The 24057-nt window shown below is 49.1% G+C and carries 21 protein-coding genes; 1 reads left to right on the plus strand and 20 read right to left on the minus strand.

What is annotated here, in order from left to right; all coding sequences use genetic code 11:
* Positions 1-2: 2 nt before the first annotated feature.
* The gene (locus tag NSQ46_RS16750) at positions 3-1322 is read left to right on the plus strand and encodes an NAD(P)/FAD-dependent oxidoreductase (RefSeq protein WP_251535093.1); all 1320 of its coding nucleotides are present in this window, start codon (positions 3-5) and stop codon (positions 1320-1322) included.
* Between the two features lie 86 nt (positions 1323-1408).
* Here the strand turns inward: NSQ46_RS16750 and NSQ46_RS16755 are convergent, their stop codons facing one another.
* The 20 genes from NSQ46_RS16755 to NSQ46_RS16850 all read right to left on the minus strand — a co-directional run bounded on the left by NSQ46_RS16755 (position 1409) and on the right by NSQ46_RS16850 (position 23999).
* Entirely contained in the window at positions 1409-2674 is a 1266-nt protein-coding gene (locus NSQ46_RS16755; protein ID WP_007131829.1) for a Gfo/Idh/MocA family oxidoreductase, read from the minus strand.
* 35 nt (positions 2675-2709) lie between these two features.
* Positions 2710-3597, minus strand: coding sequence for a carbohydrate ABC transporter permease (locus NSQ46_RS16760; RefSeq protein ID WP_007131828.1), 888 nt, complete (start codon positions 3595-3597; stop codon positions 2710-2712).
* A gap of 15 nt (positions 3598-3612) precedes the next feature.
* A complete protein-coding gene (locus tag NSQ46_RS16765; protein WP_007131827.1) occupies positions 3613-4503 on the minus strand; it encodes an ABC transporter permease subunit in 891 nt (296 codons plus the stop codon).
* A gap of 109 nt (positions 4504-4612) precedes the next feature.
* A complete protein-coding gene (locus tag NSQ46_RS16770; RefSeq protein ID WP_028406640.1) occupies positions 4613-6340 on the minus strand; it encodes an extracellular solute-binding protein in 1728 nt (575 codons plus the stop codon).
* Between the two features lie 160 nt (positions 6341-6500).
* Positions 6501-7835 (minus strand): helix-turn-helix domain-containing protein, encoded by a 1335-nt coding sequence (locus NSQ46_RS16775; RefSeq protein WP_028406641.1) that lies wholly within the window; start codon positions 7833-7835, stop codon positions 6501-6503.
* The gene (locus tag NSQ46_RS16780) at positions 7835-9580 is read right to left on the minus strand and encodes a histidine kinase (RefSeq protein ID WP_251535095.1); all 1746 of its coding nucleotides are present in this window, start codon (positions 9578-9580) and stop codon (positions 7835-7837) included. The genes NSQ46_RS16775 and NSQ46_RS16780 overlap by 1 nt, the downstream gene beginning before the upstream one ends.
* 725 nt (positions 9581-10305) lie before the next feature.
* The gene (yedF, locus tag NSQ46_RS16785) at positions 10306-10533 is read right to left on the minus strand and encodes a sulfurtransferase-like selenium metabolism protein YedF (protein ID WP_007131822.1); all 228 of its coding nucleotides are present in this window, start codon (positions 10531-10533) and stop codon (positions 10306-10308) included.
* Positions 10523-11677, minus strand: coding sequence for a selenium metabolism membrane protein YedE/FdhT (gene yedE, locus NSQ46_RS16790; protein WP_342577005.1), 1155 nt, complete (start codon positions 11675-11677; stop codon positions 10523-10525). Before yedE ends, yedF begins: the two co-directional genes overlap by 11 nt.
* A gap of 187 nt (positions 11678-11864) precedes the next feature.
* Positions 11865-12650: an alpha/beta hydrolase gene (locus tag NSQ46_RS16795; protein ID WP_251535097.1), complete on the minus strand. Its 786-nt coding sequence runs from the start codon at positions 12648-12650 to the stop codon at positions 11865-11867.
* Positions 12634-13242: a TetR/AcrR family transcriptional regulator gene (locus NSQ46_RS16800; protein WP_342574079.1), complete on the minus strand. Its 609-nt coding sequence runs from the start codon at positions 13240-13242 to the stop codon at positions 12634-12636. Before NSQ46_RS16800 ends, NSQ46_RS16795 begins: the two co-directional genes overlap by 17 nt.
* A 259-nt stretch (positions 13243-13501) precedes the next feature.
* On the minus strand, positions 13502-14278 hold the full coding sequence (locus NSQ46_RS16805) for a hypothetical protein (protein WP_251535099.1): 777 nt from the start codon (positions 14276-14278) through the stop codon (positions 13502-13504).
* A gap of 378 nt (positions 14279-14656) precedes the next feature.
* Entirely contained in the window at positions 14657-15061 is a 405-nt protein-coding gene (locus tag NSQ46_RS16810) for a DUF4358 domain-containing protein (RefSeq protein WP_342574082.1), read from the minus strand.
* Between the two features lie 107 nt (positions 15062-15168).
* Entirely contained in the window at positions 15169-16311 is a 1143-nt protein-coding gene (locus NSQ46_RS16815) for a DHHW family protein (protein WP_342574084.1), read from the minus strand.
* Positions 16312-16321: 10 nt separating this feature from the next.
* A complete protein-coding gene (locus NSQ46_RS16820; RefSeq protein ID WP_342574086.1) occupies positions 16322-17728 on the minus strand; it encodes an MBOAT family protein in 1407 nt (468 codons plus the stop codon).
* 95 nt (positions 17729-17823) lie between these two features.
* The gene (locus tag NSQ46_RS16825; RefSeq protein WP_251535109.1) at positions 17824-18507 is read right to left on the minus strand and encodes a GDSL-type esterase/lipase family protein; all 684 of its coding nucleotides are present in this window, start codon (positions 18505-18507) and stop codon (positions 17824-17826) included.
* Positions 18508-18514: 7 nt separating this feature from the next.
* The gene (locus NSQ46_RS16830) at positions 18515-19219 is read right to left on the minus strand and encodes an N-acetylmuramoyl-L-alanine amidase (protein ID WP_342574087.1); all 705 of its coding nucleotides are present in this window, start codon (positions 19217-19219) and stop codon (positions 18515-18517) included.
* A 160-nt stretch (positions 19220-19379) separates the two neighbouring features.
* Positions 19380-21203: a HAMP domain-containing sensor histidine kinase gene (locus tag NSQ46_RS16835; RefSeq protein ID WP_251535111.1), complete on the minus strand. Its 1824-nt coding sequence runs from the start codon at positions 21201-21203 to the stop codon at positions 19380-19382.
* Positions 21200-21877, minus strand: coding sequence for a response regulator transcription factor (locus NSQ46_RS16840; RefSeq protein ID WP_251535113.1), 678 nt, complete (start codon positions 21875-21877; stop codon positions 21200-21202). Before NSQ46_RS16840 ends, NSQ46_RS16835 begins: the two co-directional genes overlap by 4 nt.
* Before the next feature lie 77 nt (positions 21878-21954).
* Entirely contained in the window at positions 21955-23310 is a 1356-nt protein-coding gene (locus NSQ46_RS16845) for a HAMP domain-containing sensor histidine kinase (RefSeq protein ID WP_251535115.1), read from the minus strand.
* Between the two features lie 2 nt (positions 23311-23312).
* A complete protein-coding gene (locus tag NSQ46_RS16850) occupies positions 23313-23999 on the minus strand; it encodes a response regulator transcription factor (RefSeq protein WP_251535117.1) in 687 nt (228 codons plus the stop codon).
* Between the last annotated feature and the right edge of the window lie 58 nt (positions 24000-24057).

The raw sequence follows: 24057 nt of genomic DNA on the forward strand, positions 1-24057 counted from the left end.
TCATGCATGCAGACAAGATGGATATTAGCCCGAAGACAGGAACAGCGAGTAATGTTCCCAAAGTTTCGGTCGCCATTGTGGGCGCAGGTTTAAGCGGCTTATGCTTAGCTCAAGCACTGCTTCGGGCCGGGATGGAAGTGCATGTGTATGAACGCGATCAAGCTGTGGACGCCCGTCGCCAAGGGTATCGAATTACGGTAGATGAACACGGGATTGCCGCCATAAAGCGATGTCTTCCTCCTCGTTTATTCGAGCTGTTTCTGGCCACAACTTCGCCTACTGACCAAGATAGTTATTTTAGATTAACCAATGGGAAACTACGCGAAATATTCAAACTCACGTTTAAAGGAGACCCAACGGGCACCGACTTACGGATCCCTCGCCAAGCGGATCGCCAAACATTGCGCACGATCATGCTGGAAGGACTTCAAGAACGGGTGCATTTTGGAAAACGAGTGGTCCATTCCGAATCTAACCCGGATGGGGCCGTCCTTCACTTCAACGACGGAACTTCCGCACATGCAGCATTCATCGTTTGTGCAGATGGAGTACATTCATCCCTGCGCAAACAATACCTTCCGGATTGTGAACCGGAAGATGTGAACCATTGGGCGATTTATGGCCGTACTAGATTGGTTCATGAAAAAGATAGACCATTGATGCCCGAAGGTCTCAAAACAAGCGGTATCCACGCCATCGGTCGTTCAGGCGACGGCATCTTTTTTACGACGATGGCCTTTCGCGAAGCTCCCCAAGCTGCGTTCTCCCGAATGGGAATCGTCCAGCCGCCTCCCATGGTTGATGATTATATCATGTGGGCTGTTCTCATGCCCAAAGAAAGGTTCTCGGAATATCAAACTACCTCTGACCCCGACCTACTGTTTCGGGTGGCCCAAAACGTTTCGCGAGACTTCCACCCGGCGATCCGGCGTCTAATCGAGCATGCTGACGTAGATTATACGATGGGAGTTAAATTCAAAGCTGGAAGGAAACCCTCCCGTTGGCCCAACTCACGCGTTATTTTTATGGGTGATGCAGTCCATGTCATGCCTCCTACTGGATCGCACGGGGGCAACACGGCCCTGCGAGATGCAGGTCTCCTCGCCGACAAGCTTGAGGCTGCGATGAAACAGGAAGCGGATTTTGAAACAGCGATCTACAATTATTATCACGAAATGAGTAAATATGCATTCCACGAGGTTGAAGCATCGAAGTCCATGATGAAACGATTTACGATGAAAAATCCGGTCATGCGATGGACGATGTTAAGTGCGATACCTTGGATTCGATCCCTGACGAACCAGTCACTTACGATTGATTAACCAATCCATGTCGATAGACGATTAAGCAACGATTAATAATGAAAATGCCGATCTTAAAGACCGGCATTTTGTCATTTCTTTGTGAATCATTTGGCGGTATAACGCTGTCGAAACTCTTCAAGACGAATAATCGATCCCTCGATTCGGGATTGCTCGGCTGCAAAGGCCATCAGATGGCTCTGCACAGAGCGGTCCGCCGAGGTAAGCCCTTGCGTTTGACCGCCGTCGCGGACCAGCTTCAGAAAATCCTTGATCAAGCGCATGTCCCCGCCCCCGTGGCCGACATGACCACCCATATCGTCAAAGGAAATCCTTTCGACCTTTCCGCTGCCAAAATGAATGATCTCGATTTCGTTTTTTTCCATGGCCCCCCGGATCTCACCGCGCGTTCCCATCAGCTTGATCGTCCGGCTCACGTCCCTTGTAAAGGCACTCATCGTAAATGCTGCCGTGACGCTGTTCGAAAACTCTAAATTCACCACCTGGTGATCAACCACGTCGTTATCGCAATGATAAACGCATCGGCCGTACGGTCCTTCCTGCAGCGCCTTATACCGCGCACTGTAGCTCATGTCGTCGCTGATGGCAGATGTCGGCCAGTTCGTATCCGCCGTTAAATAAAGATTTGGCGCATAGTAGAGACATTCATCCGCCGCCGGGCATCCGTCCAGACAGCGCAGCGGCGCTCCTTCCGGCGCTTCGGCAGCCGTAAAATGAGTGAGTGAACCGAAGGAGGATACCCGAACGCAGTCCGCATCCGCCAGCCAGAGCAAGATGTCCAGATCGTGGCAGGACTTTGCCAGAATCATAGGGCTGGATTCATCCTTGCGGCGCCAATTCCCTCTTACAAAACTGTGTGCCTGATGCCAGTATCCCACATTTTCATTATGCTGGATGGACATCAGGCGGCCGATCACGCCCTCTTCCAGCAGCTCCTTCAGCGTCCGAAAGAACGGCGAATACCGCAGCACGTGGCAGATCGAAAACACCTTTCCGGCCTTTGAAGCCATTTCCCCCATCCGTATGCATTCTTCCGGATCCGGCGACATCGGCTTCTCCAGCAGCACATGATATCCCGCCTGCAGCGCGCGCATCGTCGGCTCGAAATGCTGCTTATCCTGGGTGCAGATCAGGACGGCGTCAGCCATCTTGGGCGCGGCAAAAAATGCGTCCCAATCCTCGAAGCAATTGGCATCGTCGATCCAATGCCTATGCTTAAAGCTCTCTCTTCGCTCCCGAACCGGCTCCGCCACGGCGGTGACTTCGAGCTCCATGGGATGCTGCAGCGCATACTCCAAATAATTGATTCCGCGAAGCCCGGCTCCGATTAATGCAACCGACACTTTTTTCATATAATAGCTCTCCCCTTCCTGCTTGCTCCGCTGCTTTATTCCTTCACGCTGCCGACGGTTATTCCTTTAACAAAATATTTCTGCAGGAACGGATAGACGAGCATAATCGGAAGCGCACCCATAAAGATTTGGGCCGTTCGGAGCGTTTTCTCGCTTAAATTCTCCATCGCCTTAAGCTGTTCGATCGAGATGGACGTCATTTGCGAGTTTATGGACATAATCAATGTCGACAGGTACGTTTGGAGCGGGTATTTCTCCGGCGAGTTGAGATACAGGATGCCGTCGAACCACGAATTCCAGTGACCCACAATGGTGAACAAGCCGATGGTCGCAATGGACGGAAGGGATACAGGCAGATAAATGCTCCATAACACCCGCCAGTGTCCTGCCCCGTCAATCGTAGCCGCTTCATCCAGTTCTTTGGGAATCGTCCGGAAGAAGTTCAGCATCAGCACCATATTCCATACGTTAAGCGCGCCTGGGAGAATCAAAGCCCAGATCGAATCAATCAGTCCCGTATTTTTAACCGTGATATAAGTCGGAATTAATCCGCCTCCAAAAAACATCGTAATGGCAAAGAACCACACATAAAGCGTCCTGTGCTTGAATTGCTCCTTCGATTTCGATAGCGGGTAAGCCGTAATGAATATCAAGAACATATTGACGGCCGTTCCCAGGACGACCCGCTCCAGTGAAACGCCGAACGAGAGGAAGAATTCCACTTTCTCTCCAAGGTACCGATAAGCATCTACATTAAAACCAACCGGCCACAGCTTCACTTCACCAGCCATGGCGGCGGTATTCGAGCTTAAGGAAATCGAAAGCAAGTGAATGAATGGAATAATGCCAAGTACAGTGATCGTCGTAAGCAGCAGCGTATTCAACAAGACAAACAGTCTTCTGCTCATCGTTGGTCTGTGCATTTCTCTCCCCCCAGCCTAAAAGATCCGGTAATTGTTATATTTGTAAGCCGCATAATAGGTCACGGACACCAGGACAAGCGAAATGACCGATTTAAACAGCCCGACGGCGGCCGCCGGTCCGAATTGCTGGCTGAACATGCCGAGCCTGTAGACGAACGTATCGATAATATCCGAGCCTTCATAAACCGTCGGATTATACATAATCAGGATCTGCTCGAAGCCCGCATTCAGGATTCCCCCCAGGCTTAGCACGGCAAGAAGAATCACGATCGGAGCCATGCCCGGCAGCGTGATATGGAGCATTTGCTTCCATTTTCCGGCACCATCGACCTCAGCAGCCTCATAAAGATTGGCATTGATCCCCGCGATGGCTGCGAGCATCACGATCATGTTATAGCCCATGCCCTTCCAGACGTCCGAGCCGATGATGATCCCACGGAACCAGTCATTATCCAGCATGAACATGATCGGCTCCAGATGAAAGGCGGTCAGTAACCCGTTTACCGGACCGCTAAGCGAGAATAATTCGATGATGACGCCGCCGAGAACCGTCCAGGATAGGAAGAATGGCAGGAAAATGGCGGATTGCACAAACCGGGAAAACCACTTTCGGGTGACCTCGTTAAGCAGCAGGGCGAGTATTAACGGCACAAGCAGATGCAGGACCATCTTAAATACGGAAATGACGAGCGTATTCCACATGACCTGCTTAAAATCCGGCAGCCCGAACACGTACTGAAAATTTTCAAATCCAACGAATTCGGAGTGAAAGAAGCCGGACAGCGGCTCAAATTGTTGAAACGCCATCACCAGGCCTACCATCGGCCCATAGGCGTATATCAGTGTCACGATAACACCGGGCAGCAACATCAAATGAAGCAAGTATTCTTTTTTCAGCGTTCTCACAGCTGGACCTCCCGGACATTTCAGGATATGGCAACGTAAGCTCTATGAATTTGTAAAACGGGGGGGAGGCGCCGGTAACCGGTAACGCCTCCTCCCCGCTTTGGAACGACTATTTTACGGCTTGCTGGCTGTACCAATCATTGACTTCTTGCGTAATTTCGTCGCCGCCAAGCGACTTCCAGCTGGCAACAAACTTATCGAATTCATCCACTGAAGACCCCATAATAATTTTGGTGAAGGTCTCCTGCATAAGCTTATCCAGCTGGGCCCCCTTCTCCACCTGCGTGGCCGTTGGAAGACCGTAGAACTCGTGGTTGACAAACGCCTGTTTTTCTTTGATCTGGCGGGTCAAGCCCCAGCCGCCGTCCTTCGCTGCACGGCTGAAATATTGTCCCCAGTTCACGCCTTTACTCGCGTTCGATGTATCACCAGCCAAGTAATCCTTGGTGGCCTTGAAGACGTCGGCGACGTTCTTGTAATTTTCATCATCCAGCGTAATTTCCGTCTGATTCGCTTCAAGCGCTTTATTCACTTCGGTGTAAATGGTTTCGATCTGGGCAGGGTTATAGATCCGCGGACTGAACCAGTTGTATACATATCCCTTCTCTGCCTGGTTCTGATTCAAATACTCCTTATTCCCCATCTCAATATAGAAATTGATCATTTTGATAGCGGCTTCAGGGTTCTTCATTTTCTTGTTCACCGCATATACCTTGTCACCCCGGATTTTAGGCACCAGCGATTTGCCCGGACCGTCTAAACCAGGAATTTGAATGGCAATCCAATTCGCGTTCGGATCTTTATCCACATTCAGGTTCAGCGGCCAGTTCGGATACCACCATTCCCCGTAGGAAATGCCGACTTTGCCTGCGGTAATGTCCTCGACCGCTTTGTTCTCGTCCTTGAGCGCAAACTCTTTATCCAGGATGCCTTCTTTGTACCAGGATTGAAGCTTGCCAAGCGCTGTTTTTACCTCCGGCTGGATCAGACCCGGAATCAGCTTTCCGCTGCCGTCTTGAATCCATGCCGTTTGACCATCGCCCATGGACGGATACGCGCCAAAGCCGTTGAAGAATCCTCTTGCGTCAAAGCCCCAGAAGAACAAATTCTTTTGCAGCACGAGTCCGTAGGTGTCGTTCTTGCCGTTTTGGTCCGGATCCTGCTGGACAAATGCTTTGGCGACCATCTCCAGCTCGTCCATGGTTTTAGGAGGTTCAAGCTTCAGGTTGTCGAGCCAGTCCTTGCGAATCCAGAGCAGCTGCGTCGATAAGAAAGGGTCCTCAAAAGCCGGGATTCCTAACTGTTTGCCGTCCTGGGAATACGTCTTCATGGCGAAACCGCCGTCAGACTCCATATACTTCTTTAATGTCGGCGATGCGTAATCGTTGTAGGCCTCGGTCAGATCGGCAAGCATCCCCTGCTTCTTCAGCTTTTCGAAATTTTTACCGTCCAGCTCCAAAATATCCGGCAGGTCGCCAGAAGCCAAGGCAAGCGAGAACTTTTGACTAAATTGGCTGGATGGGACCGTCCATTTGTATTTCACTTCAATGTTCAGCATTTCTTTCAAATCTTTAAGATAAGCATTCTGCTCCGGCGTAATGCCCTTCGGCGTCCGGGGATCTTCGGGCGGATTGAAGCCCATTACCTCCGTTACGGTTACCGTCTCGGGATATTTCCCCAACGGATCAGGCGGAGCCGCCGCCGTGCCGCCCTCTTCTTTGGTCTCGGTTTGCGGCTGGGAACTTGCTGGCTCTTTACCTTGACCTGAACATGCAGATATGACAAATAACGACAATGTGGCAAGCAAAATCATTTTCCATGGCTTGATTCTTTTCATGTCGATGGCTTTCCCCCTTCGAATCGTTTGTAGACTGCTTTGGTCTTTACTTCTTGGGTCCAATTATATATGCCGGAAGAAAGCGCTATCAATTTTAAGATTTTTACATAGCTTTCAATTTATTTACTTGTTTTCAAGGCTGCGCGATAACCCGGCTCCGTCAACTGCGGTATTCCTGAGGAGACATGCCCATCTTCCGCTTAAAAAACGTCGTGAAATACGAATGCGAATCGAAACCGACCCGGGCAGCGATCTCCTGCAGCTTTAAGTCCGTGTTCCGCATGTAGTCGATTGCTGCTTCAAGGCGCTTGGCCTGAATATATTCCAGCAAATTCTGCCCCGTCATCTGCTTGTAGTAGCGGGACAGGTAGGATGGATTAAAATGCACCTCCTGCGCGATCGCGGTCAAGGAGACATCCCCGGCCAGATGATCCTGTATGTATTTCTGAATCTGGGCAATGACCAATGATTTCGTATCACCCTCGCGATGGCGCGCTTGTTCGCCCGTGTTCCCAATCGGTTCTCCGACTTTCGAAATGTCAGTGATCACCATGCTTTGACCCAACGCTTGCTTTTGCTTCAAGATCATCCGCAGTGTTGCGTATTGCTCCCGGATCGTCCCCCACGCTTCCTTCAGGTTCCCTGAAATTCCGAAGGATACCTGTACCCCGAGCAATTCGTCGCATTCATTTTGTATAGACTCCAGGATCCCTTTCATATAGCCCGTGACTCCGCTCCACGAAATCGTCCCCTCGCTCTCCCCTTCTTGGAAGCGGCCCAATAATTCTGCATCCGGTTGAAGAAGCCAAATGAGTGTTCGTTCATAAACCGCTTGCTCGCAGCTAAACGAGGACGGTAAATCATTCATAAATATCCCCTGTATGGATGAGATCATCTCCCTGGATGCCGAATGCGCCGATTCGTCTATGCACCCCATCACAAATAACGAAGGCAGGTCTGGACAAATGCGAAAGTCCAATCCTTCATAACGCGTATCGGTCAATAGTGCACGGATCGGCTCCCCGTCTAGGATTCGCTCCATCCGTTCGTTTTTCAGCAGGGGCCTGGCGATTTTTGCATGCTGCTTCAACTTGTCTTCCTGTACTCTGCGGCGATTCTCCTCATCAAGCCTCTGGCAAGCCTGTTGGACAGCAGTAAAGATCGGATCGATGCCTTCGGTTTTCAGGATGTAATTGTCCACATTTTTGCGCAGCGCTTCGTGCACGTATTCAAATTCGCTGTATCCCGTCAAAAAGATGATTCGGCACATCGGCCAATAATACATCAGCTCGTCCACCAGCTGAAGCCCGCTTTTTTGCGGCATCCGAATATCGCTGACAAGGATATCCAGCTTCATCTTTTTGGCAATCGCAAGCGCCTCCTTGGCCGAATACGCTTTAAGGACATCCAGCTCAAATTCCGGGTTTTCCTCAAATAACTGAACCAGACCGTTCGTGATCACCGGTTCATCATCTACGATCAACAGTCGATACATTACGAAGCCTCCTCACTTACGTCGATTATGATCAGCTCTACTTTAAGACCGCCATAGACACTGCGCGAAATGAACAGCCCGCTTTCGGGCCCGTATTTAAGGCGAAGTCGGTTATGCACATTCATCAAACCCGTCTTCTCCATTTGCTTGGAATCGTCTCCCAGCCTTTCGCCTAATTGCGCGATCAGCTCATCCGTTACCATCCTCCCATTATCCTCCACCGTTACCCGCAGCCTGCCATCCCGGTAATCCGCGTTGATATAGATCATCCCATCGTCCATGCCGTCCACGAACGCATGCTCGAACACATTCTCCACGATCGGCTGAATGATGAGCCGAGGAACCGAAAAGGCTGGCGGAATTCCGGACGGCCCTCCATCCTCGTATGCAATCCGGTTGGAGAAACGGATGCACTGAATATCGCAATAATCAAGCGCATGGCGGTATTCCTTGACGAATGGAACATCGTCCGAACCGCTTCTCGTAATGTACTGATAATAGCTCCCCAGCTTCTGCGATAGCTCTGCTGCGCTTTCCGCGTCGTTTACTTTGCACATCATGTAAATATTAAAGAAGCTGTTGTATAGAAAATGCGGATTGATCTGGGATTGAAGCTGCTTAAGCTGGGAGAGCTGCAGCGCCATTTTTTGCTCATAATTTTCTTCGATGGAGTGTTTAAGCTTCAGGGTCATATTGTTGAAGCTGTTGAACACATAGTGGAACTCGTCCTTGGATTTGGATTCGATCGTAATATCCAAATTATCGGTCTCTATCATATGAAACGCCTTGACAAGCTTGGACAGCGGCCTGTGAATCATCAAATTGACGGAGAACGAATACAGGATCAGCACGATAAGTGCAATAATAAACAACGTGTAAAACCAAGTAATAAACTGGCTCAGCGGGCGCGTAATTTCATTCTGGTTTACGTACATGATCAGCTCCAATCCGAGGGAGCTGACGTCATTTTGAATAATAAAATAGTCAACGCCATGCATGCTGCCCTTGGTGGGCGTTTCCAGGCTATTCAAATCTCCACTGCCGGCGAGCGCCAGGATGCCTGTCGTCTGCGCTGGTTCCGCTTCGGTTGCCAGAATGGAGCCGAGCTCCTTATTTCCAAGCAGCACCTCGGATTCGGGATAGAGTTTGGCGATTTCTTTTAAAGCCTCAAGGAGCTTAGGCCTGGCTATTTCGATATAGGACCAGATCTTGCCGTTGTTCTCTGTTTCGATAAAAAAGATACGGTCGCCGCTTCGATAAAACGAAGGCTTGGATTTCACCGAAAGCAGCGATGAAATCAGCTCCATTTCAACATTCGGCGTATTGGTAACCCCGGAGAAGGTTGAGATGGTTTTTCCCACGGATTCCACATAAACGCCGGCATTCAGAACATATTCGCTCGATACCGTTAACGTGGCAAGCCGGTCCCGGATTTGGTCAATCAGCGCCACCTCTTCATAATTATCCAGGGTCCCGCCCCGAAAGCCCAGCTTCTGCAAATCTTGGTCATTGAGCAGCTCCAGCTGCAAATTCCGGATAAAATACATTTCTTTGTCCAGCTGTTTGGAGTAAAAAGAGGCCCCCGCGAATGAAGAATCCAAGATCGCATCCTTGGAAACGGACATTCCTTTGAAGTTGAGCCAGAGGCTCATGGTAATGAGAGGCAGCAATAATACGATAAATACGATCACGATTTTTTGATACACAAACCAAGTGGATGATTTCCCGGACGCCTGCAGCTTCATGAGCTCCCCCCTCTCGGCGTAAGTATAGATGGTTACTGATTCTGGAATTCATCTCCTGCTTAACCTCCCTCCACCTAATTTTTCTCTAAAGTATACATCCGGCACTTCTTGTCGTACAGCACAAAGAAAGCGCTTGACGTTGACAATGCATGTGTAGCTGTAGGCCCCCGATTGCTTTGCTGCTTGCATTCACGGATGTCCGCATCAGCTGCACCAACAAAAAAAGCTTTTATGTCCTAACGATTCCTATCATGAACCCGTATCCCTAATAAGCAGAGGAATGGCTCTTTTAGAGCCTTGCGATGATGAGCTTTACGGACCCATTATTGTATTGTGTATGGTAACAATATCTATGATTGGAAAGATTTGTAGCAAACGGACATTCAGGTGGACAAAGAGAAAACTCAATCTAAGAGGTACGGCATAATCGTTATCATCATCATTGCGATCATTGTTCTGTTTCGACTTTTTATATGGGATGTTTATCTGGTCCATTCAACGCGTGAGGCTGTTTTGGATGGGTTGAAGGAAAACCGGGTCTCGGATTATTCGTCGATGATGCTCGGAAGCAACATCTAACCGTCCGCCCTTTGGGCTATGGCCTCGCCAGCCAATTGATCCAAAGCTTATTCGGGAATTAAGTCCCGCTAATAACACGAGAAAGCCTCCCTGTCGAATGTGGGAGGCTTTCGTCATTATTGAACATTGATTTAGCGTTATTCCTCTTACACTTGGATAAAGAGGCTGAATTCCTGGCCGTTCTTGACCGGCTCTTGTGCCATGCTGTAACCGTGCTTGACGACCTCTTCCGGCACATTCCGGAATGCGGACGGGCAGTCGGAAATGACCTGAAGCGTCTGCCCTTTTTTCATATCGCGCAGTGTTTCGAGGGTGTAAATGACCGGGTAAGGACAAGATTCCCCCCGGAGATCCAGTGTGAAATCAACGGACATGAGTTGCATCTCCTTTCTTGAATCCAACGCCATAGCGGTAGTTCTTCTGCCAATATGCGGCGACCGCGAACCCGGCCCCGAGTACTAGCAGCGTTACAAGTAATGCAGCCGCCGGACCCATCTCAGTGATCAGGTTGACTGGCGCGCCACTCTTCACAAGCAGGTTATATACCCCCATGTGATCCCAAGCAAACGCCAAAGCGGTAGCTCCGATAATGTTGCCGATAAACACTGGCAAAAACACGACCTGCCCTTCCATCAGGCGGTACATCATCCCGGTTTCACAGCCGCCGGCCATGACGATCCCCAGTCCGAACAGCAATCCGCCGATAAAGGTGCTAGGTGCCGCAATTTTCGTAATGGGGTCTAAACCGTATACAAGAATAATGATCAACGTAGCGACAGAGCTGACCGCCATACCGACGGCAATCGCTTTGGTCATCGTAGCCCGGCCGCTGATCCACAGGTCGCGGAAAGCGGAAGTGAAGCAGATCTGCCCCCGCTCAATCAGGATTCCGAATGCCGCTCCGAAGAGTGCGGCTGTTCCAAGCATGGTGCGTCCAGTGGCATAGAAATATACGATGAGGGCTATGTAGACTAAACCGAGGACCGCTCCAAGAAGGGGCTGCCGGCTTTTCCCGGTCTTAACTATCGGCGTTGTACCACCCATCTTCAGAACTGGCTTGCCTTTCCACCACCTCGTATTGACCAGCTTGGCGCCCAGGAACGTGCCCGCAGCCGTAGCAACGATAAAGATCCAGGAATGCAGCGAAAACTGAGGTACACCGGTAAAAAATGCCGCGAGATTGCAGCCCAGCGCCAAACGGGCTCCAAAGCCCGCTATGATGCCGCCCACGAATCCCTGCACATACCGCCGCTTCTGTCTCGGCATCCGGATCTTGAAGTTGTTGCTAAGCAAAATCGTAATAAGGGCTCCAATAAACATCCCCCACACGATCCAACCATCGGTTCGGGTCCAAGTCGTTCCGTTCATATGGACAAGGTCGAAATAGGCCCAGTCCGATACGTCCACCCCGAAGAATTCAAGAATATGGCCTCCAAGACGGGTAAACTCTCCGGTTACGGCCCAAACCGTGTTGGTGATCCCAAAATAGACCGCACTGAGAATACCTGCCAAAGCCATGACCAGATAGGGGCTCCAGTAGCTTCCGAACCATGATGCATATAATTTTTTCACGTGCTTAATAACTCCTCACCCGATAGAGTCTTTGACTCTACTCTTAAATTGAACCGGCAAATTTTATTTTACTATAAAATATTCAATTCGGTAAGAAATTTGAGCACTGATCTAGACGAAGTAGGGGGAACGATCAAAATTCATTGCGATGCTTGACTAAAAACCTGGATATCTGTTCATTTACGGCATTCGGATTATCAAGATTCGTTGCATGGTGAGCTCTCGGAATGATGTGCAGCTCCGAGTTTCTTATTTTCGAGTGCATATATTTCTGCTGCCTTTTGATCATGGTGTCATGTTCGCCTTGAAGCAGTAAAACGGGACATTGTACATGGTCCAAATGCTCGCGGCTCTCCATCCGGGTGATCGCATCCCATAAGCGCAGCCATCTCTCTTGTGTCAGCATATTGAATGCTTCCTCAATGTATGCTCGGTTATCCGGATTATACTTCGAGAGCATGGCCGCCTGGATCCTACCGGTTAGCCGCATCGGGATCATCCGGGAAGACCAACGGTTAAAGGGGACAAAACATTTTTCGAACCAGTTAAATGCGTTGGTGAACGGAGTACCGATTAATACAAGAGCCTCTACCCTTTCAGGAAACCGAATCGCGGTTTGCAGGGAGATATGACCACCCATGGACAATCCGCATAGCACGGCTCGCTTTATTCCAAGGTGATCCAACAAAGCTATTAAGTCTTTGCTGAACGTTTCCGAGTCAACCTTTCCTTCCGGAAGTGAGGAGTAACCATGCCCTCTGACATCCCAAACAATCGTCTTATATTTCTCGGCAAAAAACTGAACTTGCGGCTCCCATTGCTTGTGATTCCAGGAAGCGCCATGGGTAAATATGACCGGATGACCCTCCCCGTGCACTTCGTAGTATAGATCTGCATGGTGGCTAGTCATCGTTGGCATCTTCTTTCCCCCCTATTCGTAGCGGTCCGATCACAACGCGAAAACAATCGTCGATTAGAGCGTCTAGCGACTTCCCGGCTTCCCGAATCCAGATCAGGAGCGCACCGCTGATAGCGGATTGCAGCACGGTACTGACCAGCTCAATATCGCAAGATTGAAGGAACTTGCCCTGAACAGCTTTACTCAGCAGCCTTCTCGTTCCAGCATCAATAATAGCCAGGCGCTGTTTCGACCTTTCCAGCAATTCAGGGTCGGTCGTGCTTTCCAGATAAAAACTGGTATGGCGCGCCAGGGAAACCGGGTCATTTCCTAACCGGACCGCCTCTTTATAAACGGATTTTAACGCTTCGATCGGCGGGGCGTCGCTCTGATCCGCTTCAGTAAACTTCGTTTCAGTCAATTGAATGACAAAATTGCTATAAGCGAGGAAGATGCCCTTCTTTGAGGAAAATCGTTTGATCAATGCTGCAGGAGATACACCGATCTCGTTCGCTATATCCGTGAGCGTAGTCTGTGCGAACCCCTTCTTGCATAGCGACTGATAAACGCCGTAATAGATGTTCTCATCGGTGAATTCACGCGGTCTGCCCATATTAACCCCCCATTAGTAAATGGTCATTTACTAACAATTGTAGCATGTGCTTCTCATAGCAACAAGCCGTCGTATTCGTGAATCCCATTTATTTTCGATTGATGAATCAACGTGAACATCCCTCGCTTCCTGATATAAGAAGACGGGAAGGCTATATTCCGAGAACAAAATAAAGAGCCGGCATTCTTGTTAAGGAATTCGGCTCTTTGGAGTAAGTTATAATAACTAAAAGAAAGTGCGGTGCTAGGAAATGTCTGAATCAATCGAGGTAATTGTAATATTCAACGATATCTGCTATCGCTTTCTTCTGCTTCTCGGTTAACGTGTAGTCCGTTGCTTTATTGGAAATGTCCTCAAAACGAACAATGGTCTCATCGTTTGCTGGAATGACATTGCTAATTAGATCTTCAATTTTCTTATCAACGTCAATATCTACTAGCTCGGTCATGCCGGAACCAAAAAGATCAACATCATTCAATTTGTTCATTGGATTAAACTTAAGCTCCTGTAATTGCTCTCCGGCACGTACCTTCACACTGGTAAACACAAACAATGCCTTAGAAGCATCCTCTTGAAACCCAACTCGCAGGATCATGTATTTGTTAGAATCCTTTATACCGATGTATGGATAAAATACGAGACCCTTGGTAACACCGGAGGAAGGCGAAATAAAGGTAATATTCTCGACCTTGTCTTCTTTAATCTCGAAATTGGCCTCAAGCTCGGTTTTCCGCTTTTTGATCTTAGCCTCTATATCCGCTTTCAGTTTGGTATACTCTTCTTTTGGCTCAGCTTTAATAGCATCATCCACGACCGCATTTGCTTGAACATAGTTTCCATTTTTAAATAAATCCTGTGCTTCGGCATATTTTGCTTCATGATCCTTGGACTTGCTTGCGTTCGTTCCACTCGCTGCTGTCTTGTTATCCGAATTGGATGTGGAATCGTCGGACAGTGTCCCAATTACGAATAGGACCACAATAACCCCCACAATAATAAGCAAAAATGGTTTAAACTTCGACTTTTTCTTCTCCACGTTTACACATATCCCCCTTAAAACTAGTAAGCAATCAAGATATATAGTAACATCGAACCATTCCAACATCAACCTTTTGAGAGATAATAAACCAAAAGTAATAGGAAAATACGACGATTCGTTACTAGTCTTCCAGTACTTTTTCGATACATCTTTGATTCGGATTCCAGGGATCATCAGGCTTCTAGCAGTCCCCATTTCGTTGCTTGGGTTTTAACCTGAGAAAATTACATTTAAGTGGATGTCTCTAAAATGGTTATATTTTACTAGTATTAAAATTAGGTTAAAGCGCAAAATACTAGTTCTTTATACTTATAGTTTTTATCCAATCTTCTGCCATTCCATCCTCTAGGGATACGGAAAATATTTCGCCATTATTTACTCCCCCTGGGTCAAAGCGTCGTCAAACGCTTCCCCCATACGATCCGCTTCTTTGGAAACCGCAATGAAAACAAATGGCCCTTTCACCTTTAACACATGATTTTCAACTAAAAAATACTCGTCCGGACGATAGTCCCTGAATTTCGCTTTCTGTTCGTTGATGCGCGCCTCCACTTTCTTTTTGACAGCTTCCGCTTCATGCGGGTCCTTAAGCTTGATGACAGCCCATTCATCCGCTTTCACGTTCGATGTTGATGTGTAAAGAATGAAATCCTCCACGCCGTCCAGATCGAGCTTGTACAATTTTTGAAGCTTCTCCTGATCCCCTTCACGCATCGCCTCAAGGTCCACCGCTTGCATAATCTGCTCGCCTACTTCGCTGGCCGTAAGCTGAGCCGCCATTTTATCATCCTTCCCCGAGCAACCGGATAGCACGCAAATCGCAACGACAATCGCCAAGATCAGGGGGGATATCCTTCTTCTACAATTCAATTGATTTATCATATATCTCACTCCAATAGATTCTTTATAGATGGGTCTTCACGAAATGTATTCGCGTTATAAAGCATCAGCATGTCGCGGATGTCATGCTCTTGCACGAGAGCGGCCAGATCATCAGCATAATAACGCAAGTCCACCACGAAGATTTCGCTGTAATGCTCGACTAAAAAAGGAATGAAGCTGTTGGCGTACGAGTCTTTGACCACCAGCAGCTTTTTCTCGTTCGTTTGAGCTGTTGCGATGTGGACAAGTCCATGGTTGCCGTTGAGAAAGACCTCATACTTATCCTTTTTTTTCTGCAGATTGTCCATCGCATATAGCGAATCCGTGGTTTCTCCTTCGTCGGCATAGGTAACCTTAATCTTTGGCGGATCGCTCCGCAGGAACAGCTCGATGCTGTCAGGCTGCACATGTCGATAACCGCTTCTCGAATAGAGCGAACCGTAAAATTCGTCGGTGATCTTCTGAATATCAAAGCCGCTTTCTTCGTTCGGGACCAACCCCATATGCTTGCACAACTCCAGGTAAGCCAGATAAGCGCCTTTCGTTGTCCAGTGATGGTCCGTTTTATAAAAAACATGCTGTTCCGGCTTGCCATATAATGCAGGCAATACGTCGACGTAATGGATACCCTGAGGCAGCGAGCGCCGGATATCGCTTAAATATGCTGCCTCCACGCCGGTTTCCGCAAATCTTGGAAGCTTGTCTTGCAGCACCGTCGCTGCTGTGGGAACGATCATTACGTATTTGCGAAGATCAGGTGTGGCTTCATCGAACGCAAGAATGGCAGCCATTTTCTCTTGCAAATCCCCTTCAATCGGAGGAACAAATTTTTGAATCAGATAGCCGTCTTTTCCGAGATAAACGCCGTTGCTTTCCTTTTTCCCCTGGATGCGGTCCGCGTCCGTTTTAAGCCCGATCCATCGATCCCGAAAGACGAATTGATCGGAAACGTAAGCCTCGAAATCGGACGTAAAGGTCCCTGACAACACGGCTTTTAAGGAAAAAGGCGGCAGCTGCTTCAGCACCCGGTTCTCCGATTCCGAGAAGGTCCGGTCCGCCATTGCGAGATTCAGAGCGCCGAACACGCCGATAAACGAGAGCAGCAGAAGGGCTATGCATGTCCCGTTGATTTTGTCGTTCTTGTCCATTGCCCCCTCCTCAAAATCGAAAGTATAAAAATGGATTGTACGTTTCGTTGACCAGATAGGCCGTTGTCAGCAGAAGGAACAACAAGTAGATAACCGGAACTGCAGCAGTGCTGGTTGTGCTCCATCTTGTCTTCACATACGATAGAGCTTTACGTGGCAGCGGTGTTGCACAGATGGCCAATACAACTAACAATACGGCATTGGTGGACAACCTATAGAGTGCCTGACGATCGACGAATCCTTCCACGCCGAAACCGAACAGGACACGAATGAAATGTCCCGCCGCACCCAAATCCTCCATTTCGAACAACACCCAGCCAACCATTACAATCATGAGCGTATACAAATGGGCAGCAACGGCAGGAACGCGTCCAAGTATTTTTAGTAGAAACAGCTTCTCGAGCACAACGAACAAACCGAAATACAATCCCCAGACGATAAAATTCCAGTTGGCGCCATGCCATAAACCCGTTAAACACCATACCACTAGTAAATTCCGCAACTGCTTAGGCAGCCCTGACCTGTTTCCGCCAAGCGGGATATAGACATACTCCCGAAACCAAGTACCGAGCGAGATATGCCATCTGCGCCAAAATTCCGTCACGCTTTTTGAAATATACGGGTAACGGAAATTCTCCATGAAATCGAATCCGAACATCCTGCCTAGCCCGCGAGCCATATCGGAATACCCGCTGAAATCGAAATAGATTTGCAGCGTAAATGCAATGATGCCAAGCCATGCGGATAAAACGGACAGCTCGGCGACCGGCTCCGCTTTGACGCTGGCCCACAGCAAACCGATATTGTTGGCAAGCAGCACTTTTTTGGCCAGTCCCCGGATAAACAGCTCGGCCCCTTCGCCGAAACGATGCAGACTCACCCTGCGTCCATCCAGCTGACCAGCGATATCGCCGTATTTAACAATGGGACCCGCTACAAGCTGCGGGAACATCGTCACGTATGCCCCGAAGGAGATGATATTTCTTTGCACCGGCACTTTATCCAGGTAAACGTCCACGACATAGGACATCGTTTGAAATGTATAAAAGGAGATGCCAAGCGGCAGCGGCAGATCAGCTGTTTGAAGTTGCAAATGGAATAGCCGATTGATGTTATCTATAATAAATCCGGCATATTTGAAAAATCCGAGAATTCCTAAGCTCCCGACCATCGAACCGATCAATATCGCTCTGGCGATCCGCTTCCGATGCCTGAACTTGTCGATAAGCAGTCCGTTATAATAATCGAACACCGTGGAGAACACCATTATCAGAATGTACACGGGCTCTCCCCAAGCATAAAAAATCAAACTAGCAACCAGCAAAACAGCATTGCGCAGCCTCCTCGGCGACACATAGTACATCAACAGGGTGACCGGGAGAAAAAGAAACAGAAAGATAAGACTGCTAAAAACCAAGATCCGTCACCCCCAACCTATTCCGGTGCAAGAACATCCTCTGCGCTGGGGACAAAACCGATGTTCTGCTGGCGTGCCAACGAGCGGTTCGCATGTTATTTCACGTGCTCTTTCAACAAATCCAGCATCCTTGCATAGAACTCGGGTTTGAAATGAATCCCGTCCGAATCATACATATCAGCCGCATCCTTAAAGATCGGGGCTAGATCAACGAAGCCGACTTGCTCATTGCCAGCAAGATTTTCTAGCGCCAGATTGAAATCCGGAATCGTGTTGTAACGGGGCTCCTTCTTTATTGCCTCCTCTGTCACCGGAGTAACCGTTAACAGCGTAATTTGGACCCCCGGAAGCTTATCCCTGATCATGCCGATCAGCTTGGCATAGTTGTTCATGGCGTACGTCAGCGGATTGTCCGTCGGCCATAAAATATCGTCTGAGCCCAGCTGGATAAACACCTGCTTCGGATTTCGCTTGACCAACTCTTCTATATCTTCAAGGGCGAACTCCGCCGTTTTCCCCGCGCCTGCGAGAACATTCTTCTCGTCCAGTACATCGTGGAAGGACAGTCCCTCCGTAATGGAATCCCCCAGAAACACACTGTTCTCGAATGTCTGTTGATACACCTTAACTGTGGATCCCGATGCAGCTCCCTCCCGTCCCTGTGCTTGGGACTCAGGCTGCACTGCGGCTTGGTCCGCTGATTGGTTTCCGCATGCGGCTAATGCCAGCACGATGCTCCCCATTAGAATAGTCAAGGTGATTTTTGTACGCATGTCCATCTTCCCCTCATTCATGTATTTGCAGGTATTCCTTGATTCCATCCAGAATGGAACCGGCTATTCGGTACTGAACCTCATCGGTCAGCATCTGTTGCTCCTCTTGCGGATTCGTTAAATAGCCTGTCTCGATTAGTACAGCCGGCATATTCGTATCCTTCACGACAAAATAATCCTCTTGCTTGACCCCCCGATCACGAAACTCGCTGCCTTGCACCATATGCTTCTGGATGATTTCAGCCAAAGGATAGGAATTTCTATGATAATAGTAGGTTTCTACTCCAGAAACGCTAGGATCCTCAAACGTATTGCCGTGAATCGAAATAAACAAGTCCGCTCCAAGTTCATTGGCGAAATTCGGCCTTTCCCGGTCAATCGAGGATATAAATTGGTCTTCAGCTCGAGTGAGATGCACCTCGATTTGCGGCTCCTGCATCGCCAGCTCCTCAACCTTGAGCGCCAGCTGCAGCGTAAAATCCTTCTCGAAGCCTCCGCTGGCCCCGGTCGCACCATGATCCTTCCCCCCATGCCCGGGATCGATCACCACTTTGAATGGTATCCCCGGCGGATGCGATGCAGTTCCATTCTTGCCTAAGAAGCCCGTCATTTGATGCTCGGCATCGCTTTTGCCGCGGTCTCCCGAGTAAACGTTGTACAGCAGCACGAACAGCATGGCAGACAAGATGAACAGCACCATAGGTATTCTCTTTCTCATTCTCTCTCCTCCTCACGAAAAGAGTTTACGAGGGTGAGATAAAGATAGAATGCAGATGAAATCAAAATGATTTATAGATTTTATAGAGGTAGGATCAGCTAAAGCCTTTTGAACAAAAAATAAGCACAGATCTAAAGATCTGCGCTCGGATGCATGAAGCCTATGTTTTTTTATTCAAATAAAAGTAGAACATAACCCCGCCCGACGTATTCGTAACGCCATAAGGCATGCCATGCATCTCCAATATCTTTTTGGAAATGGCGAGGCCAAGGCCCGTGCCTCCGGTTGAGCGCTGGCGGGACGGCTCCCCGCGATAGAAGCGGTCCCAAATCTTCTCCAGCTGTTCGTCCGGAATATGCGCACCTTTATTTTCGATGGATATTTTAATGCTTCCCTGCTCCTCCATGGTTGTTATAAATATGGACTCCCGCTCGGGTGAATAACGAATGGCATTGGTTAGAAAGTTAATCAGCACCTGTTCGATGCGCAGTTCATTGCCCACAACCTCGACAGGTTGGACCGACGCGTGCAGCTGCAGGTTCTTGCCTTCAATGTCCGCCGCCAATTTTGTGCAGATGCGCTCGATGACGGTATCGATATAAAATGACTCCATCTTCATCTTATAGGTTCCGGATTCGTATTTTGCCAGCTCCAGCATATCCCCGATGAGAAGATTCATCCGGTGCACCTCGTCCTCCATCGCCGCAAAATAATGCTCCCGCTTATGGCTTGCAATCCCGTCCTTCAGAACGGAAATGCAGCTTTGTATGACGCTTAGCGGGGTCTTGAGCTCATGCGATACGCCGGCGATAAATTCCTTCCGTGTATGCTCAAGCTGCTTCTCCTTCTCGATGTCCTGCTCAAGCCGGTCGATATGGTCGTGCAGTCGTTCGGACAGCTCGTTAATGCTTCGTGACAGCTGGCCGATTTCATCCTTCGTCCCAACCGGGATCTTCTCCGAGAAGTCAAGCGCCGCCATTTGCTGTGCCGTTCGATTGATGCGAAGCAGAGGCCTTGCGATCTTGCGGGAATAATAAAACGAGACGAGAACGACCAGCAGTACCGCGGCTCCCATAATGTAAATGTAGTAATCGGTCATCATGTCCGTAGCTTCCGTCACCGGCTGGAGCGAGGTCATCGCAAACAGATATGCCGGTTTCCCGTCCGCATCTTGGATCGGTTCGATAAATAGCTTGTAATTCACATGGTTTTCCTCGTAATCGATAACCTGTCCCGTCTGCGGCCTCGAAATATCCCCATACAGCAGATCCGCTTGAAACGTTTGAACCCGCTGCAGAAGCAAGCGGTTCGTATAACGGGACACCGCAGCGCCTTCCGGTATGCGCAGCTTCGTGATTCTTCCGCTTACCTGGATGCTGGGGTATTTTTTAAAGTAATCTTCCGTGGCACCTTGATACCGATTGACGACTTCATACTCTTTATTCACGAGCTGCGGATTTTCGAGATGGCTTTCGTCTCGCAAATAGGAAGGGCCCCTCCCCATTCGCTGAATAATCAGCTGGTCATTCATGATGAGGCCTTCCAAGGCAATGTGTTCCCCTTCCTCGATCCATGGTTTTACAAATGGATTGTTGGTGTAAAAGTCCTCCACATTGATATAACTGTAGAGCGGAACATGGATCGTACGACCGGAATATGCGGAGTCGCCATCGTTATGATCCAGTTTGATATCCATGGAAAAATCATCGGCATCCTTCAGATTTCCTTGTTCGTCCAGCGTCGTAATCCAGGTGTTATGTTGTTCATAAAAGTCTTGTTCCCGCTTGGCCGTCTGCGCAGGACCATTCTCGCCTTGCAGCAGCTCTTGTTCGTAGGCGGTCAGCGCCGCTCTGACATCCTTGACCTTCTGATAAGCGTAAAATCGCTCGAAGAAAACGGTTTGCAGGGCAAAAATAGCGACGATCAGGAACAAGGATAAGCCGGCCGTCAACATAAACAGCTTCAGGACAATGCTCTTGTTCATGGCTCTTCCTCGAATTTGTATCCCGAACGAACCACCGTCACGATGTGCTTGGCAAGCTCGCCGAGCTTGGAACGCAGATTGCGGATATGGCTGTTGACCGTTCGATCATCCCCGGCGAAATCATAGCCCCAAATCTTGGTGATCAGCTGTTCCCGGCTAACAATAATTCCTTTGTTCTTCATCAGATAAGTCAGTATTTCAAATTCGGTATGCGTCAAGCCGCAGGCCTTGCCGTCAATCGATACGCTGCGGGATGGAAAATGGACCATAAAACCGCCGATGGTTAGCGTGTCTTGATCATGATCGTGAGCAAACCTGCGTTCCAATAACCGCTTCGCGCGTGCAAGCAAAATAGGCGGACTGTATGGCTTCGTGACATAGTCATCAGCGCCGAGCTCGAAGCCGAGGAGCGTATCGTCTTCGTCCGAGCGGGCCGTTAACATAATAATCGGGACATTCGAGGTTTTGCGGATTCGCTTGCATACGGACCAGCCGTCGAGCTCCGGCAGCATGATGTCGAGGATGATCAAATCCACTTCATGCTCCTGAAATAGGGCGATTCCAAGTTTACCATCCGCAGCCTCAAGCACCTCATATCCTTCCGCAAGCAAATAATCCTTCATGATTTCACGTAAAATATGCTCATCTTCTATAATTAGTATCGTTCTTGACATATAACATCCTCTTTAGCGTTTTCTAGTTACGTACCCTTAACGATGTGCTGGGATTTAAGGAAGCCGGATTCTAAAAATCATCCTCTTATCTCCTGATCTTGATGTTTTTCCATCGCCAATGGGATCCATCCTGCAAGCAGCGCTCCTCCTTCCGGATGATTGCTTGCAGCAAGGTCTCCTCCATGCTGCCGAATAATGCGTTGTGAGATCGTCAGCCCTAATCCGCTGCCTCCGGTTGCACGACTTCGGGAAGCTTCTCCGCGATATAGAGGTTCGAATACACGTTCCAGCTCTTCCGAAGAGAAGCCCGGTCCTGTGTCACGCACCGTAAATGTTACCTTATCGGCATGTCGATAACAATCGGCCTCAATCATACCACCCGCAGGCGTGTGTCTTACGGCATTGTCCAGCAGATTGTTCATCGCACGCTCTAATAAATGCATATCTCCGTTGATGCTGCAAGCAACTGCCGCATGAAACGAGATGGAGATGCCTTTCTGCATCGCCTGCGGTCTCAAGCTGTCTATCGAGTTCTGAAGAATATGTCTAAAATCAACCTTCTCAACGTTTAGCTCAGACTCCACGTACTCCATTTTGGTAAAGGTGAACAGATCCTCGACCAGACGGTCCAATTGCGCCGATTTATCCTTGCAAACCGCCACATACCGGGCCATCTTCTCAGGAGATTGAGCGATCCCTTGCTCCAGACCATCCAAATACCCCCGCAGCGCGAACAACGGGGTCCGTAAATCATGCGCTACGGCCGTAATGACGAATCGCCGTTCCTCCTCCAATTCGGCTTGTTTCCGGTAAGATCGCTCAAGTCCCTTCACCATCACATCGAATCCGTCGCGGACCTCAGCAATTTCAGTAACCCTGGACATCGGTAATCGAACATCCCAGTCTCCCGTTGCAATTTGTCTAGCTGCGAGTCCCATCCGCTCAAGCGGCGTAAGTACGAATCGTCTCATCCCCATGCCGACAATACAGATGGCAAGCAGCAGCCCGATGAATGCCGCCATCACTTGAACCTGATTGGATTGAGGCAGATAAAGAGTAACGCGTCCCTGTAACTGACCGTCTTGGATGACGGAAAACCGCTCGGTCGACAATGTTGTTCCGCTTCGCTCCGGATTGGACCGATAAATGTCCTGATCTGCAGCGGATTGGATCAGCACATCCATTTTCGCTTGGCGGAGGGCTGCATGCAATTGATTTTGCCAATCGGGATCCGCCCATTTGTCTGTGTCTGATTCAATACGCCGAGTCACTTCCGAGATATTGGTTTGCAGCGTCTCATTTTGCAGCCGGCCTTTTTCGAAGCTGATCGTCTTGGTCTCCATAAAATGAGCGGCAACATAGAAGTTCCATGGAAGCGCGAGGATGAAGACGAAGCAAAGCAAAGTAAATGTACGAATGCGAATTTTCCTCATCTTTACCCTCCTTCGAATCGATACCCTACTCCCCATACATTTAGCAGGTATTTCGGGTGATTCGGGTCGGATTCGATTTTCTCCCGCAGCCGACTGAGATGAACGCGAATCGTATGCCTGTCGCCGATCCCGTCCCAAAACTTCGCCAATAGCTGCTCATAGGAGAAGACATGCCTTGGATGCTCCGCAAATAATCGCAGCAGTTCATACTCCTTCGGCGTGAGCACGACATGCTTCCCATCCACGACAACTTCCCTCGCGGAGAGGTTGATCTTGATGCGGCCATAATCCAAGATTCTTTCATTCTTTTGCCAGCTGGAATCGGTACGTCGCAGTACGGCCTTCACTCTGGCTACGATCTCTCCCGGTGAAGCTGTTTTGACGATATAATCATCGCCGCCGAGCGTGAAGCCCCTGATCTTGTCCACATCATCGCTGCGGGCGCTCAAGAACAGGATCGGAACATGGCTCTCTGCCCGAATCCGTCGGCATAACTCAAACCCATTTTGCCCCGGCATCATGATGTCCAGCACGATACAGTGAATGGGAGACTGTTGAAATATCGTCCACGCTTGTTCAGCGTCACATGCGGTCATTACTTGAAAGCTGTCATTCTCTAAAAAATCCCTCAATAGATCAACGATACTCGGGTCATCGTCTACAACGAGGATCGTATGTAATCCACTCATGATTATCCCACCTTCACCACCTAGTTTATCATGATATGAGCTGGAACAGGCGGGACCC

The sequence above is a fragment of the Paenibacillus sp. FSL M8-0142 genome (assembly GCF_038597315.1).
GTDB lineage: Bacteria > Bacillota > Bacilli > Paenibacillales > Paenibacillaceae > Paenibacillus_AQ > Paenibacillus_AQ lactis.

What these genes read in the sequence shown, in the direction of transcription:
- NSQ46_RS16750 (WP_251535093.1), top strand. Translation starts at nt 3, where the DNA reads ATGCATGCAGACAAGATGGATATTAGCCCGAAGACAGGAACAGCGAGT.
- NSQ46_RS16795 (WP_251535097.1), bottom strand. Translation starts at nt 12,650, where the DNA reads ATGCCAACGATGACTAGCCACCATGCAGATCTATACTACGAAGTGCAC.
- NSQ46_RS16810 (WP_342574082.1), bottom strand. Translation starts at nt 15,061, where the DNA reads ATGGCGGCTCAGCTTACGGCCAGCGAAGTAGGCGAGCAGATTATGCAA.
- NSQ46_RS16755 (WP_007131829.1), bottom strand. Translation starts at nt 2,674, where the DNA reads ATGAAAAAAGTGTCGGTTGCATTAATCGGAGCCGGGCTTCGCGGAATC.
- NSQ46_RS16825 (WP_251535109.1), bottom strand. Translation starts at nt 18,507, where the DNA reads ATGGACATGCGTACAAAAATCACCTTGACTATTCTAATGGGGAGCATC.
- NSQ46_RS16780 (WP_251535095.1), bottom strand. Translation starts at nt 9,580, where the DNA reads ATGAAGCTGCAGGCGTCCGGGAAATCATCCACTTGGTTTGTGTATCAA.
- NSQ46_RS16775 (WP_028406641.1), bottom strand. Translation starts at nt 7,835, where the DNA reads ATGTATCGACTGTTGATCGTAGATGATGAACCGGTGATCACGAACGGT.
- NSQ46_RS16760 (WP_007131828.1), bottom strand. Translation starts at nt 3,597, where the DNA reads ATGCACAGACCAACGATGAGCAGAAGACTGTTTGTCTTGTTGAATACG.
- yedE (WP_342577005.1), bottom strand. Translation starts at nt 11,677, where the DNA reads ATGGCTTTGGCAGGTATTCTCAGTGCGGTCTATTTTGGGATCACCAAC.
- NSQ46_RS16835 (WP_251535111.1), bottom strand. Translation starts at nt 21,203, where the DNA reads ATGAACAAGAGCATTGTCCTGAAGCTGTTTATGTTGACGGCCGGCTTA.
- yedF (WP_007131822.1), bottom strand. Translation starts at nt 10,533, where the DNA reads ATGTCCGTTGATTTCACACTGGATCTCCGGGGGGAATCTTGTCCTTAC.
- NSQ46_RS16840 (WP_251535113.1), bottom strand. Translation starts at nt 21,877, where the DNA reads ATGTCAAGAACGATACTAATTATAGAAGATGAGCATATTTTACGTGAA.
- NSQ46_RS16850 (WP_251535117.1), bottom strand. Translation starts at nt 23,999, where the DNA reads ATGAGTGGATTACATACGATCCTCGTTGTAGACGATGACCCGAGTATC.
- NSQ46_RS16845 (WP_251535115.1), bottom strand. Translation starts at nt 23,310, where the DNA reads ATGAGGAAAATTCGCATTCGTACATTTACTTTGCTTTGCTTCGTCTTC.
- NSQ46_RS16815 (WP_342574084.1), bottom strand. Translation starts at nt 16,311, where the DNA reads ATGGACAAGAACGACAAAATCAACGGGACATGCATAGCCCTTCTGCTG.
- NSQ46_RS16800 (WP_342574079.1), bottom strand. Translation starts at nt 13,242, where the DNA reads ATGGGCAGACCGCGTGAATTCACCGATGAGAACATCTATTACGGCGTT.
- NSQ46_RS16770 (WP_028406640.1), bottom strand. Translation starts at nt 6,340, where the DNA reads ATGAAAAGAATCAAGCCATGGAAAATGATTTTGCTTGCCACATTGTCG.
- NSQ46_RS16830 (WP_342574087.1), bottom strand. Translation starts at nt 19,219, where the DNA reads ATGAGAAAGAGAATACCTATGGTGCTGTTCATCTTGTCTGCCATGCTG.